The organism is Rathayibacter rhapontici (genome assembly GCF_001995175.1).
GTDB lineage: Bacteria > Actinomycetota > Actinomycetes > Actinomycetales > Microbacteriaceae > Rathayibacter.
The window spans coordinates 1-11,995 of the sequence record NZ_MUKN01000081.1 but is presented as its reverse complement, the minus strand read 5'-3'; the positions used below and the strand labels follow the sequence as shown (position 1 = coordinate 11,995).

Below are 11,995 nucleotides of genomic sequence, written 5' to 3'. Positions count from 1 at the left end.
CCGAGCAGGTCCCGCCCGCCGAGCAGAGCGGAGGCACCGCGCCCGTCCCGGTCGTCCCGGTCCCGGCGCCCGCCCCCGCCGACTCCGACGACGACGGCGACGACGGCGACGACGAGGACACGGACGACCCGGACGACGACGTCGACGACGACCTCGACGACTAGGACGCGGCGGCTCAGCCCACCATCCGGTAGCCCATGCCGCGCACCGTCTCGATCCGGTCGGCGCCGATCTTGCCGCGCAGGTAGCGCACGTACACGTCGACCACGTTCGAGCCGGGGTCGAAGTCGTACCCCCACACGCGGCTGAGCAGCTGCTCGCGGCTGAGCACCTGCTCGGGGTGGCGGAGGAACTCCTCGGCCAGGGCGAACTCGCGCGCCGAGAGGTCCACGGTCCCGCCCTCCACCGTGGCGCGGCGCGAGCGCAGGTCCAGCGCCACTCCGCCGTGCACGAGGGTGCCGTCGTCAGCACCGGATCCGGCCGCGGCGGCCTCGCGCAGACGCAGGCGGATGCGCGCGAGCAGCTCGTCGAAGCGGAACGGCTTCGCGAGGTAGTCGTTGGCACCGAGGTCGAGCCCCTCGACCGTGTCGGTCACGGAGCTCCGCGCCGTCAGCATGATCACGGGGAGCGTCCCGCCTTCGCCGCGGAGGGCGCGCAGCACCGCGAAGCCGTCCATCCCCGGCAGCCCCACGTCCAGCAGCACCAGGTCGAAGCCGCCGCTGCGGAGGTAGGCGAGCGCGTCGTCCCCGCGGGTGGCGCGCGTCGTGGTGTAGCCGGCGGAGCGCAGGCCCTTCTCGACGAAGGCGGCGATGCGCTCCTCGTCCTCGGCGATGAGGATGGTGCTCACTCGGCGCCTCCTGTCCTGTCGTGGTCGTCGGTGTCGTCGTGCGCGGGGGGCCGGAGGGGGATCGAGAGGGCGAAGCGGGTGCCGCGGCCGGGGACGGTGTCGAGCTCCACCCGGCCGCCGTGCGCCCGGGCGATGGCCGAGACGATCGCGAGTCCGAGCCCCGAGCCGCGGATGCCGCGCCCGTCGTCGACCCGCCCGAAGCGCTCGAAGATCCGCTCCCGCGCCGCGGCCGGGATCCCGGGGCCCTCGTCGGTGACGAACAGCTCCACCCGGTCGCCGCGCCGCTCGCTGCCGACGACGATGCGGGACCCCTCCGGGCTGTACTTCGCCGCGTTGTCGGCGAGCTGCAGCCAGGCCTGGGTGAGGCGGGCCGGATCCGCGTGCACCCGGACCTCGGCCACCGGCCCCGCGTCCCACTCGCGCCCCGGGATGACGGACACCTTGGCGAGGACCTGGCGCGTGAGCTCCCCGAGATCCGTCGGCTGCGGGTCGAGGCGGTCCTCGCGCTCCGCCTCCGACAGCTCGGCGATGTCGCCCAGCAGGTGCCCCATGCGGTCCAGCTCGTCGAGGGCGATCGTGCGCGTCGACTCGACGTCGGCGGGGTCCTGCGGATCGACGAGCTCGAGGTGCCCGCGGACGATCGTGATCGGCGTGCCGAGCTCGTGCCGCACGTCGGCCAGCAGCCGTCGCTGAGCCTCGAACGAGCCCTCGAGCCGGCCGATCATGTCGTTGACGGTGCGCGTGAGGTCCGAGACGTCGTCGTCGCCGCCGACCGGGATCCGCTCGCCGAGGTCCGTCGCCGTGATGCGCGACGCGGTCCGCCGCAGCTCGCGGATGGGGGAGAGGAGCCGGCCCGCGACGAACCAGCCGACGAGGCCCGTCGCGGCGAGGGCGACCAGGGCGATCACCGCGTAGCTGAGCGAGACGTCCCCGAGGTCCGAGAGCCGGGCATCGGTGTCGATGGCCGTGACGAAGACGCCCCCGCCGTCCGAGCCCTCGACCCGGAGGGGCACGGCCGCGTACCGCAGCGTCCCGTCGTCGGTCTCGCCCCAGCCCAGCACGGTGGCGCCGGCCGCGGTCTCCTCCGACACCCGCTCCAGGAACGCGGTGTCGTCGTCCAGCAGGAAGCTGAGGGCGTACGGCTGCGGCTCCCAGCGCGCGACGCCGTCGACGAGGCCGACCGTGCTCCCGTCCAGCCGGGGCAGCACCTGCCCGAGGACGGTCCGCAGCAGGGCGTCCATGTCGGTGAAGCCGGAGCCGTCGGTCGGTGCCGCGGTGAGCGGGGCGTCGTCGGGCTCGACGATCACGGCCTCTCCGGGCGACTCGACGATCGTGCGCACGCTCTCGACCTGCTGCCGCAGCTCCTCGTCGATCGACGCCAGGATCCGGTCGCGCTGCAGGAGGAACGACGCACCGCCCGAGACGAGCAGCCCCAGCGCCGTCACCACCAGGATCGCCGCGAGGATCCGCACCCGCACCGAGCGCAGCCGCCGCACGGGCGCGGACGCGGGCGTCGGAGTCATGGGGCTCCCGGAGGACGGGGCCGATCGACGGCCGGTCGGGCGGGAGCGCGGCTGGTCCCTCCGCCATCATCGCAGGAGCGCGCCGGGCGGTTCCTGGAGGGCGGGGGAGCGGGCCCCTGCCGGGCCCGGACAGAGATCGACCCCCGACGGCAGGGGCGGGGCCGCCTGCTCGGACCGGGGGTCGAACTCTTCTTGGGCAGAAGCCTCCTCCCGGAGGCGCCGTTCGTCAAGACCCCCGGGATCGTCGACCGCGCCGACCGGACCCTGCGCGGTCGTTAGACTGGACCGCCTGTTTTTCTGCGGCCCCCGGAGTGCGATCCGCCTCCCGGCCGCGACGGCGATGCACGGGAAGGGCGCACGATGACGGACCAGAACACGATCCTCGAGTCCGAGCTCTCGCGCGAGCGCGAGTACGTGGCGGGGCTCTACGCCCGGCTGGACGAGCTGGTCGCGCAGGCGCGCGAGGCGCTGGACCGGGTCCGGATCCAGAGCGTGGGCGGCAACCACCAGAGCCGCTCCGAGCGCGACGCGTACGCCCGCCTCTACGAGGACCGCATCCAGACCCTCTCCGGCGCCGACGACCGCCTCGCCTTCGGGCGCCTCACCCTCGCCGATCAGGAGGCGGAGCACCGCTACATCGGCCGCATCGGCCTCCGCGACGAGGAGCAGGACACCCTGCTGCTCGACTGGCGCGCCCCGCAGTCCGCCGCCTTCTACCAGGCGACCGCCGCCCGTCCGATGGGCACGCGCGCCCGCCGCCACCTCACCACCCGCGGCCGCGAGGTCGTCCGCTTCGAGGACGAGGTCTTCGACGAGGAGCTGCTGCGCGAGGGCACGGCGCTCCAGGGCGAGGGGGCGCTGATGGCGGCGCTGGGCGCCGAGCGCACCGGCCGGATGCACGACATCGTCGCCACGATCCAGGGCGAGCAGGACCGCATCATCCGCTCCGACCTCCGCGGCGTCCTCGTCGTCCAGGGCGGTCCCGGGACGGGCAAGACCGCGGTGGCGCTGCACCGCGCCGCCTACCTCCTGTACTCCTACCGCGACCGCATCGCCTCCTCCGGCGTGCTGGTCGTGGGTCCCTCCCGCTCGTTCCTGCGCTACATCGAGGCGGTGCTGCCCTCCCTCGGCGAGACGGGCGTCGTGCTCTCGACGCTCGGGCAGCTCTACCCGGGGCTCGACCTCGTCGACGAGGACGACCCGGCCGTCGCCCGGGTGAAGGGCTCCGCACGCATGGCGGAGCTGCTGCGCCGGGCCGTCCGCTCGCGCCAGATCGTCCCCGCCCAGACGCAGATCCTCGACGTCAACGGCGAGAAGCTGCGCCTCGAGCCGCACGACGTCGAGCGCGCCATCACCCGCGCCCGCGAGTCGCGCAAGCCGCACAACGAGGCGCGCGTGGGCTTCGTCAAGACCATGATCCGCGACCTCACGAAGCAGCTCGCCGATCAGCTCCGCAGCCACGGCAACACGGTCGACGAGGCCGACGAGGCGGTGCTGCGGGAGGACGTCCGCACCGCGAACGACGTGCGCGTCGCCCTCAACACCGCGTGGATCCCGCTCACCCCCGAGAAGCTGATCCAGGACCTCTACGCCCGGCCGAACTGGTTCGCCACTCTCACGCCGCGCTGGACCCCCGAGCAGCGCGCGCTGCTGCGCCGGGGCCGCGACGAGCCCTTCACGGTCTCGGACGTGCCGCTGCTCGACGAGGCCGCCGAGCTCCTCGGCGCCTACGACGATCACGCCGATGCGCAGAAGAAGGCCGAGAAGGAGCAGCGCCGCCGCGACGTCGAGAACGCCGAGCAGGCCATCCGCAACATGGGCGTCGACGGCCTCGTCAACGCGAAGGACCTCGCCGCCGGATTCGCGGAGCGCACGAGCCAGGGCACGACGGCCGAGCGCGCCGCCGCCGACCGTTCGTGGACCTACGGCCACGTCGTGGTCGACGAGGCGCAGGAGCTCTCGCCGATGCAGTGGCGCGTGCTCATCCGCCGCTGTCCGATGCGCTCGTTCACGATCGTGGGCGACACCGCGCAGGCGTCCGGAGCCTCGGCCGCGTCGAGCTGGGACGCCGCGCTGCGCGACGCCTTCGGCCGCCAGGGCCGGGACGGGGAGCCGCCGGTGTGGCGCATCGAGGAGCTGACCGTCAACTACCGCACGCCCGCGCAGATCGTGGCGCTCGCCGAGCGCACGGCGCGCGGGAACGGGCTCGAGATCACTCCGAGCCGCTCGGTCCGCTCGACGGAGTGGCCCGTCCGCACGATCCGCGATCGCGGCGACGCGGCGCTGCCCGACCGCGTGCTCGGCGCGATCCGCGAGGACCGCGCGATCTCGACGGAGGGGACCCTCGCCGTCATCGCGCCCGACGCCGATCTCGACGCCGTCGCCTCGCGCCTCGAGGACGAGTTCGGCCGCGCCGTCGGCCGAGGCTCCACGGGCCTCGACCGCGCGATCGCCGTCCTCTCGACCACCGAGGCCAAGGGCCTCGAGTTCGACTCCGTCGTCATCGCCCGCCCCCGCCTGATCGCCGACGCCGGCGAGCGCGGCGCCGCCGCCCTCTACGTCGCCATGACCCGCCCCACCCAGCGCCTCACCCTCGTCGAGTGACCGCCGAGGGAACCCCGACCCGTCGAGGGAACCGGCAGCACCGGGCTCCCTCGACGTCCCCGGGTTCCCTCACCCGCCCGCGCCCCGCGCCCCTGGCCCGGCCCCGCGCACACCCCGCTCCCGGCCGCCCCGCTCTAGGATCGATGACCATGAGCAGCGAGAACCTGACCAAGCCCGAGGTCGACGCCCCCGACGGCCCGGCCCCCGACTCCCTCGTCGTCGAGGACGTCGTCGTCGGCGACGGCGCCGAGGCGCAGCCCGGCTCGACCGTCGAGGTGCACTACCTCGGCGTCGAGTACGACACCGGCGAGGAGTTCGACTCCTCCTGGAGCCGCAACCAGTCCATCAACTTCCCCCTGAACAACCTGATCCGCGCCTGGCAGCAGGGCATCCCCGGCATGAAGGTCGGCGGACGTCGCAAGCTGATCTGCCCGCCGGCCCTGGCCTACGGTCCCGCGGGCGGCGGTCACCCGCTGTCCGGCAAGACCCTGATCTTCGTGATCGACCTGCTCGGCACGAAGTAGTCCCTCCGCACCGACGACGAAGGCGCAGCACCCGTCAGGGGCTGCGCCTTCGTCGTGTCCGGGGCGTGCAAGTCGTCTGTGCGAGGGCCGTCAGCTCGGCTGCGCCTTCCGCACCCGGTCGACCAGCTCCCGCCAGGCCCCATCGAGCTCGGTCTCACCGAGCCGCACGTGGTGGGTCTGCACCTGGATCTCGTACACGAAGCGATCCGGGCGGCCCGGGGCGGCAGCGGAGGAGGAGCGCTGCGCTTCGCCGTCCGCCTGCCACGGCAGGGATCCCAGCAGCTCGCGCCAGGCGCGCTCGTCCGGCTGCTCCTCCACGTCCACCCGCCACACGCGCCGGAGTCCGGCGAATCCTCCGCTGCGCGACACGATGACGTCCATGCGCGCGATGGTACTCGCCCGCCCTCCGAAGGGGAGGGGCCGACGCCCGCTCAGGCGGGCAGCACGACCCCCACGGTGCTCCAGCCGGTGCGCACCGCCGACTCGACGTCCGAGCCGGCTCCGTAGCGCTCGGCGGCCGCGGCGACCGTGAGCCCCGCGAACGCCGTGAAGTCGGCGGTCGCGGTGAGCACTCCGCCGGTCAGCACGTCGTACCAGACCTGCCCCGCGCGCTCCCACGCCGTCCCGCCGAGCGCGAGCGCGGCCACGGCGAAGGCCCGGTTCGGGATGCCGGAGTTGATGTGCACGCCGCCGTTGTCGTCCTCGGTGTCGACGTAGTCGTCCATCGAGCCGGGCTGCGGGTCCTTCCCGAGCACGTCGTCGTCGTAGGCGGTGCCCGGCGCGATCATCGAGCGCAGGGCCGTGCCCTCCACCTCGTCGGTGAAGAGGCCCTCGCCGATCAGCCAGCTCGCCTCCTCGGCGCTCTGCCCGGCTCCGAACTGCTCGAGAAGCGCGCCGAAGACGTCCGAGATCGACTCGTTGAGCGCGCCCGACTGCCCGCGGTAGACGAGGTTCGCGGTGTACTCGGTCATCCCGTGCGCGAGCTCGTGCCCGATCACGCTCGGCGAGATCGTGAAGCGGCGGAACACCTGTCCGTCGCCGTCGCCGAAGACCATCCGGGAGCCGTCCCAGAACGCGTTGTCGTAGTCGTCGCCGAAGTGCACGGTCGCGTCCAGCGGCAGCCAGGCGTCGTCGATGGAGTCGCGGCCGTACGCCTGCTGGAGGAACGCGGACATCGCTCCCAGCCCGTCGTACGCCTCGTCGACCGCGACGTCGCCGTTCGAGGGCTGCCCCTCGGTGCGCACGGTGACGCCGGGGAGCGACTCGGTCGTCTGCGCGTCCGAGATCGTCCGCTGCAGGGCGGCGACCCGGTTGCGGGGGGTCGGAGTGGCGGTGGCGGTCGGGCCCGGCGTGCCGCGGCCGGGAGACGGCTCGCCCGGGCGCACGCGCCGGAACGGCACGTCCTGCTCGAGGGAGCGGCTCGCGGCCCGGGCGGCCCGCGCGAACGCGGGATCGTCGAGTCGGGCGATGCGGACGAGGAGGTACGGCGGCACGACGGTTCGTCTCATGCGCCGATCCTCGCACTCACCGCCGACACCGGCTCGGGCTCGCCCGAGCGCCGAGGATCGAGTAGCGGCGTTCCTCGCCGCCACCGCGATAGCCTGACGATCGACGAGCGGTTTCCACCGAGCCGGGGCGCTGCCCCGAGGACGACGAGGGCGGACATGGGCATCATCACGCGGGGCTTCTTCGGCAAGCGCGCCGAGAATCCGGACATCCCGCCCGGGCAGTACCTCGAGACCGGCTTCCCCGTGCTCTCGATCGGGCCCACCCCGAACATCCACGAGTGGAGCTTCTCGATCGACGCGGGTCCCGCGGGCGTGCGGAGCTGGACCTGGGACGAGTTCCAGGCACTGCCGCAGGAGGACGTGCACACCGACATCCACTGCGTCACCCGCTGGTCCAAGCTCGGCACGACCTGGCGCGGCGTCTCGGTCGACACCCTCCTCGACGCGTCGAGAGCGACGCCGGCTACGTCATGGCGCAGAGCTTCGGCGGGTACACCACCAACCTGCCGCTCTCCGAGATCCGCGGGGGGAAGGCCTGGGTCGCCACCACGTTCGAGGGCGAGCCCCTGGCCGCCGAGCACGGCGGGCCCGCGCGACTGCTGGTCCCGCACCTCTACTTCTGGAAGAGCGCCAAGTGGGTGAGGAGCCTGCGCCTGATGCCCGGCGACGAGCCCGGCTTCTGGGAGCAGAACGGCTACCACATGCACGGCGACCCGTGGAAAGAGGAGCGCTACCGGTGATCTGGCAGGAGTCGACCGCTGACACGGTCGCCCCGCTCACCCCGACCTCCCGCCTCATCACCCTGCGCGTGCCCGGCTGGCCCGGTCACCTCGCCGGGCAGCACCTCGACGTGCGACTCACCGCGCCCGACGGCTATCAGGCGAGCCGCTCCTACTCGATCGGCGCGCCCGCCGACGGCGAGCACGTCGAGCTGGCCGTCGAGCGCCTGGAGGACGGCGAGGTGTCGCCGTACCTCGTCGAGGGCCTCGAAGCGGGGGACAGCCTCGAGGTGCGCGGTCCGATCGGCGGCTGGTTCGTCTGGCGGCCCGAGCAGACCGAGCCCGTGCAGCTGATCGCAGGCGGCAGCGGTCTCGTCCCGCTGATGGCGATGGCGCGCGAGCACGGCCGGGTCGCAGCGCGGCTCCGATGCGCCTGATCTACTCGGTCCGCTCGCCCGTCTTCGCGTACTACCGCGACGACCTGCAGAGGCTGGCCGAACGGCCGGCCGAGCAAGGCGGAGTGGCGACGGAGATGGTCTACACCCGCGTCGCTCCGCCCGGCGCGGCCCGTCCGGCCGGCAGGCTCACTCCGGAGCTGCTCGCCGAGACGGCTCTACCGCCCTCGGCCGAGCCCACCGTCTACGTCTGCGGCCCGACCGCGTTCGTCGAAGCCGTCGCGACCGCCCTGGTCGCCCAGGGCCACGCCCCCGAGCGCGTCCGCACCGAGCGCTTCGGCGGCCCCTGACCCCGTCACTCCGCCGCGAGACGCCACGTCAGTACGCGACACGCCGAACGAGGCGTACCGGAGTGGCGTCTCGCGGACGGGGACAGCAGGCGCGGCTACTCGAACGAGACGGTGCGGTTCTCGCCCACGTCCGGCTGCCCGCCCGTGACCGCCGCGGTCAGCACCTTGAACAGCACGACGGGCCCGGGCTCGTCCGACGCCCACAGCTCCACCGTCTCGGCGTCGACGCGGATCAGGGCGACGGTCGGGTCGTCCTTGCCGTCGGGGAACCAGCCCGAGACGGAGGGGCTCCACAGCTCGTCGATCTTCGCCGCGTCGTGCACGACGCTCGCGGTCCCGGCCACCGACAGGTAGCCCTTCTTCGACTCGAACGCCACGTTCACGCTCGGGTTCGCGCGGATGTCCTCGACCTTGGGCGAGGGGTCCTGGGTGAAGAACCAGAGAACGCCGTCGAAGTCGGTGTCCTGGGCGGCGAGCGGACGGCTGACGAGCTGGCCCGTGGCGTTCACGGTGGTGAGCAGCCCGATCTTCGCGCTCTTCACGAGCTCGGCGATCTGGGCGACGTCGTCGGAGTCGGCGGGGGTGATGTCGGTGTCGGTCATGGAGGCGACGCTACGCGCCCACCCGAGCGCCGCAAGGGGTGGCGAGGGTCCTGCGAGCATGCCTACCGTCGAGGCATGGACACCACCACGTACACGGCCATCCTCGACAGCGGCGCCGAGCAGGAGAGCATCCGCCTCGAACTCGTCGACGGAGCGCCGCAGCCCACCCTCACCCGCGTCGCCGACATCGACGGCGAGGAGGTCGAGGTCGTCTGGGAGCTCGAGGACGACGACGAGGGCTTCCACGTCTACCGCCCCACGCGGGTCGAGGGCCGCGACGACGACAGCGGAGCCGTGTCGGAGGAGAACCTCACCGACGGCGGCGGCACGAGCGACTTCGCGGGGGAGTGACCCCGCGCCCGCCGCGCTCGACGGGCGCGGCGGGTCGGCTCAGGCCGTCGGATGCAGGGCGTCGTAGCCGCGGAACGCGGGCCGGGTCCGCAGCACCGCGCCGAGGATCCCGATGATCGCGAGCCCCCCGGCGAGCGGCGGCAGCCAGAGCAGCGCCAGCGAGGCCAGGAGCCCCGTGTAGAGGTCCCCCACGCGCGGGCCGCCGGTCACCACCACGATGAACACGCCCTGCAGTCGTCCGCGCATGTTGTCGGGGACCGCCGTCTGCAGCATCGTCTGCCGGAAGATCGAGCTGACGTTGTCCGCCGCCCCGGCTCCGGCCAGCGCGATCGACGCGAGCGCGATGAGGAGGAGGCCCGGTGCCGAGACGTCGTGGCGGAGCAGCGCCGCCGTCAGCAGCACACCGCCGAACGCGGCGATGAACCCGCCGTAGACCTGGATCGATCGCCCGATGGCGAGCCCCTGGCGCCGCACCCCCGTGAGCCGGCCCGAGAAGACGCCGCTCAGCAGCGCCCCGACCGCGAAGGCGGCGGTCAGGACCCCGACCGTCACGGCTCCGCCGCCCAGCAGGAGGGCCGCCGCCGCGGGGAAGACCACCCTCGGCTGCCCGAACGTCATCGCGACGATGTCGACGAGGAACGAGAGGCGGATGTTCGGCGCCCCGCGCAGGAAGCGCATCCCGAACCGCAGCGACTCGAGTCCCGGCCGCTGCCGCTCGCCCTCGGGCACCAGTGCCGGAAGTCCCACGATCCCCAGGAATGCGGCGAGGAACAGCACCACGTCGATCGTGTACGTCGCCGGGAAGCCGGCCCCGGCCACGAGCACGCCCGCCAGCGCGGGTCCCACGGTCACCTCGACGCCGCTCGCGATCCCGCCGAGCGCGGCGGCCGCGGGCACGAGCTCCGGTCGGAGCAACCGCGGGGCGAGCGTCATCCGGGTGGCCACGATCACGGTCGTGGCGACCGCGTTGAGCGCGGTGAGCAGGTACAGCGACAGCGGAGTCTCGGCGCCGAGCCAGGCGAGCGCCGCGATCCCCGCGGTCGAGCCCCACGCCACGATCGCCGAGAGGAGGAGCACCAGCCGCCGGTCGAACGCGTCGGCGAGCATCCCGCCGTAGAGCCCCGCGATCACGGTCGGCACGAGGGCGACGACGCCCACCATCGCGACCGCGAGCGTCGAGCCCGTGAGCTCGTAGATGTGCAGGCCCACGGCCACGATCGTCATCTGCCCGCCGATGCCCGAGATCACGTTCCCGGCCCAGAGCCGGGCGAAGGCGGGCGACTCCCGCAGCGGCGAGACGTCGATGACGTGGCTGCGCCGGGGCGCGCGGGGGACCTGACTCACCCGCCCCATTCTGCTCGCCGGGCGGCGCGGTGCCCGGACGGACCCGCGGAGCCGACCCTCTAGGGTGGTGGGCATGAGCACGTCTCCCGACGGCGCGCCCCGACGTCCGGCCGCCCCCGCGTCGCGCGCAGCCGGATCCGCCTCCCCGCGCCGCTCGGCCCGCGTCACCACCTCCGCGTACCGCCCGCGGAACGCCGCCCGCCCGTCGTCCTCCGGCAGCCGCGCCTCCGAATGGTGGCGTCGCTACGGGCCCGCGCTGGCGGGCTCGGCGATCGCCGTGGTGACCGTGCCGATCTCGTTCTTCGTCTGGTACGCGCTGATCTCGCTCGGGGCCTACCCGGGCGACCGGGCGATGAGCGATCTGGTCGTCGGCGTCCTCTACACCGCGCTCATCCACGCGCTGCTGCTCGTGGGCGTCCTGCTCGGCGTCTCCTCGATCCGCGCCCGCCGGCGCGAGAAGACCCGGCCGATCGCCGGGTGGATCGCTGTCGTGCTGAACGTGCTCGTCCTCGTGTACTGGGAGCTGCTGGTGTCGCCGTGGCTCGTCGTGCTCTGGAACAGGGCCGTCGGCGCCTAGGCTGTGTTGCTAGAGCGGGCCCCACACCGCCCCACCCTCTGGTAAGCTCGTGCAGTTGCCGTTCGACGGCCGCGGATCAAGAGAGCCCACGCATCAGGCGCCGGGCACCGCGCAACGAGAGAGAGGGGATCCACCTATGGCACTCGAAGCAGATGTCAAGAAGGCGATCATCGAAGAGTACGCGACCCACCCCGGTGACACCGGATCCCCCGAGGTCCAGGTGGCCGTCCTGACCCGTCGGATCAAGGACCTCACCGAGCACCTCAAGGAGCACAAGCACGACCACCACTCGCGTCGTGGTCTGCTGCTGCTCGTGGGTCAGCGTCGCCGACTCCTCGGCTACCTGTCGGACGTGGACATCAACCGCTACCGCGCGCTGATCGAGCGTCTCGGCCTCCGCCGCTAGTTCCTCCGGGAGCGGGCGCGGGGTCTCGATGACACCGCGAACTTCTTGCCGAACGGGCCGTCCTCCTCGCGGAAGACGGCCCGTTCCGCGTTCCCGGCGCGGGTCACCGGATCCGCTGCGGACGCTCCGCACCGCCCCAGGAGTAGCCGCCCGCCGCCGCGAACCACCCCTCCGCGGCCTGCGCACGGGCACGGTCGTGCTCCAGCCGGTCCGGATCGCGGACCGCCGCGACGAGTGCGGGCAGC

13 protein-coding genes and 1 pseudogene are annotated in these 11,995 nt (G+C 73.4%); 8 read left to right on the top strand and 6 right to left on the bottom strand.

The annotated features are described in order from the left end of the window. Positions 1–175: 175 nt before the first annotated feature. Positions 176–847, bottom strand: a complete 672-nt coding sequence (locus B0T42_RS17620; RefSeq protein WP_077224310.1) for a response regulator transcription factor — start codon at positions 845–847, stop codon at positions 176–178. Continuing rightward, positions 844–2,370, bottom strand: coding sequence for a sensor histidine kinase (locus tag B0T42_RS17615; RefSeq protein WP_077224309.1), 1,527 nt, complete (start codon positions 2,368–2,370; stop codon positions 844–846). Before B0T42_RS17615 ends, B0T42_RS17620 begins: the two co-directional genes overlap by 4 nt. Before the next feature lie 360 nt (positions 2,371–2,730). Here B0T42_RS17615 and B0T42_RS17610 point away from each other — a divergent pair, with 360 nt between their 5' ends. Next, positions 2,731–4,974: a HelD family protein gene (locus B0T42_RS17610; RefSeq protein ID WP_077224308.1), complete on the top strand. Its 2,244-nt coding sequence runs from the start codon at positions 2,731–2,733 to the stop codon at positions 4,972–4,974. A gap of 149 nt (positions 4,975–5,123) precedes the next feature. Continuing rightward, positions 5,124–5,498, top strand: a complete 375-nt coding sequence (locus B0T42_RS17605) for an FKBP-type peptidyl-prolyl cis-trans isomerase (protein WP_055793425.1) — start codon at positions 5,124–5,126, stop codon at positions 5,496–5,498. 90 nt (positions 5,499–5,588) lie between these two features. Here B0T42_RS17605 and B0T42_RS17600 read toward each other — a convergent pair whose 3' ends face one another. Both B0T42_RS17600 and B0T42_RS17595 read right to left on the bottom strand, forming a co-directional pair. Continuing rightward, on the bottom strand, positions 5,589–5,879 hold the full coding sequence (locus B0T42_RS17600; RefSeq protein ID WP_077224307.1) for a protealysin inhibitor emfourin: 291 nt from the start codon (positions 5,877–5,879) through the stop codon (positions 5,589–5,591). A gap of 50 nt (positions 5,880–5,929) precedes the next feature. Then, complete coding sequence (locus B0T42_RS17595) at positions 5,930–7,006, bottom strand: M4 family metallopeptidase (RefSeq protein ID WP_077224306.1); 1,077 nt, start codon at positions 7,004–7,006, stop codon at positions 5,930–5,932. Positions 7,007–7,162: 156 nt separating this feature from the next. Here B0T42_RS17595 and B0T42_RS17590 point away from each other — a divergent pair. The 3 genes and pseudogenes from B0T42_RS17590 (at position 7,163) to B0T42_RS22470 (ending at position 8,470) form a co-directional block, all read left to right on the top strand. Next, positions 7,163–7,746: pseudogene (locus B0T42_RS17590) on the top strand (sulfite oxidase-like oxidoreductase). After that, a complete protein-coding gene (locus B0T42_RS22475) occupies positions 7,743–8,162 on the top strand; it encodes an FAD-binding oxidoreductase (RefSeq protein WP_342418279.1) in 420 nt (139 codons plus the stop codon). The pseudogene B0T42_RS17590 and the gene B0T42_RS22475 overlap by 4 nt, the downstream one beginning before the upstream one ends. Next, on the top strand, positions 8,153–8,470 hold the full coding sequence (locus B0T42_RS22470; RefSeq protein WP_342418278.1) for a ferredoxin reductase domain-containing protein: 318 nt from the start codon (positions 8,153–8,155) through the stop codon (positions 8,468–8,470). The genes B0T42_RS22475 and B0T42_RS22470 overlap by 10 nt, the downstream gene beginning before the upstream one ends. Positions 8,471–8,565: 95 nt before the next feature. Here B0T42_RS22470 and B0T42_RS17580 read toward each other — a convergent pair whose 3' ends face one another. Beyond that, positions 8,566–9,072 carry a pyridoxamine 5'-phosphate oxidase family protein gene (locus tag B0T42_RS17580; protein ID WP_077224305.1) on the bottom strand — a complete coding sequence of 169 codons (507 nt, stop codon included), beginning with the start codon at positions 9,070–9,072 and terminating at the stop codon, positions 8,566–8,568. A 75-nt stretch (positions 9,073–9,147) separates the two neighbouring features. Between B0T42_RS17580 and B0T42_RS17575 the strand changes: the two genes are divergently transcribed. Then, complete coding sequence (locus tag B0T42_RS17575; RefSeq protein WP_077224304.1) at positions 9,148–9,423, top strand: hypothetical protein; 276 nt, start codon at positions 9,148–9,150, stop codon at positions 9,421–9,423. A 39-nt stretch (positions 9,424–9,462) separates the two neighbouring features. Here the strand turns inward: B0T42_RS17575 and B0T42_RS17570 are convergent, their stop codons facing one another. Further along, a complete protein-coding gene (locus B0T42_RS17570) occupies positions 9,463–10,776 on the bottom strand; it encodes an MFS transporter (RefSeq protein ID WP_077224303.1) in 1,314 nt (437 codons plus the stop codon). A gap of 64 nt (positions 10,777–10,840) precedes the next feature. Between B0T42_RS17570 and B0T42_RS17565 the strand changes: the two genes are divergently transcribed. Continuing rightward, positions 10,841–11,344 carry a hypothetical protein gene (locus B0T42_RS17565; protein ID WP_139344569.1) on the top strand — a complete coding sequence of 168 codons (504 nt, stop codon included), beginning with the start codon at positions 10,841–10,843 and terminating at the stop codon, positions 11,342–11,344. Between the two features lie 136 nt (positions 11,345–11,480). After that, a complete protein-coding gene (gene rpsO / locus B0T42_RS17560) occupies positions 11,481–11,750 on the top strand; it encodes a 30S ribosomal protein S15 (protein ID WP_055793401.1) in 270 nt (89 codons plus the stop codon). Positions 11,751–11,995: the final 245 nt, after the last annotated feature.

Excerpts from the sequence above, each read along its gene's own strand:
- B0T42_RS17565 (WP_139344569.1), top strand. The coding sequence starts at position 10,841 with ATGAGCACGTCTCCCGACGGCGCGCCCCGACGTCCGGCCGCCCCCGCG.
- B0T42_RS17605 (WP_055793425.1), top strand. The coding sequence starts at position 5,124 with ATGAGCAGCGAGAACCTGACCAAGCCCGAGGTCGACGCCCCCGACGGC.
- rpsO (WP_055793401.1), top strand. The coding sequence starts at position 11,481 with ATGGCACTCGAAGCAGATGTCAAGAAGGCGATCATCGAAGAGTACGCG.
- B0T42_RS17595 (WP_077224306.1), bottom strand. The coding sequence starts at position 7,006 with ATGAGACGAACCGTCGTGCCGCCGTACCTCCTCGTCCGCATCGCCCGA.
- B0T42_RS22470 (WP_342418278.1), top strand. The coding sequence starts at position 8,153 with ATGCGCCTGATCTACTCGGTCCGCTCGCCCGTCTTCGCGTACTACCGC.
- B0T42_RS17615 (WP_077224309.1), bottom strand. The coding sequence starts at position 2,370 with ATGACTCCGACGCCCGCGTCCGCGCCCGTGCGGCGGCTGCGCTCGGTG.
- B0T42_RS17600 (WP_077224307.1), bottom strand. The coding sequence starts at position 5,879 with ATGGACGTCATCGTGTCGCGCAGCGGAGGATTCGCCGGACTCCGGCGC.
- B0T42_RS17575 (WP_077224304.1), top strand. The coding sequence starts at position 9,148 with ATGGACACCACCACGTACACGGCCATCCTCGACAGCGGCGCCGAGCAG.
- B0T42_RS17580 (WP_077224305.1), bottom strand. The coding sequence starts at position 9,072 with ATGACCGACACCGACATCACCCCCGCCGACTCCGACGACGTCGCCCAG.
- B0T42_RS17610 (WP_077224308.1), top strand. The coding sequence starts at position 2,731 with ATGACGGACCAGAACACGATCCTCGAGTCCGAGCTCTCGCGCGAGCGC.
- B0T42_RS17570 (WP_077224303.1), bottom strand. The coding sequence starts at position 10,776 with ATGGGGCGGGTGAGTCAGGTCCCCCGCGCGCCCCGGCGCAGCCACGTC.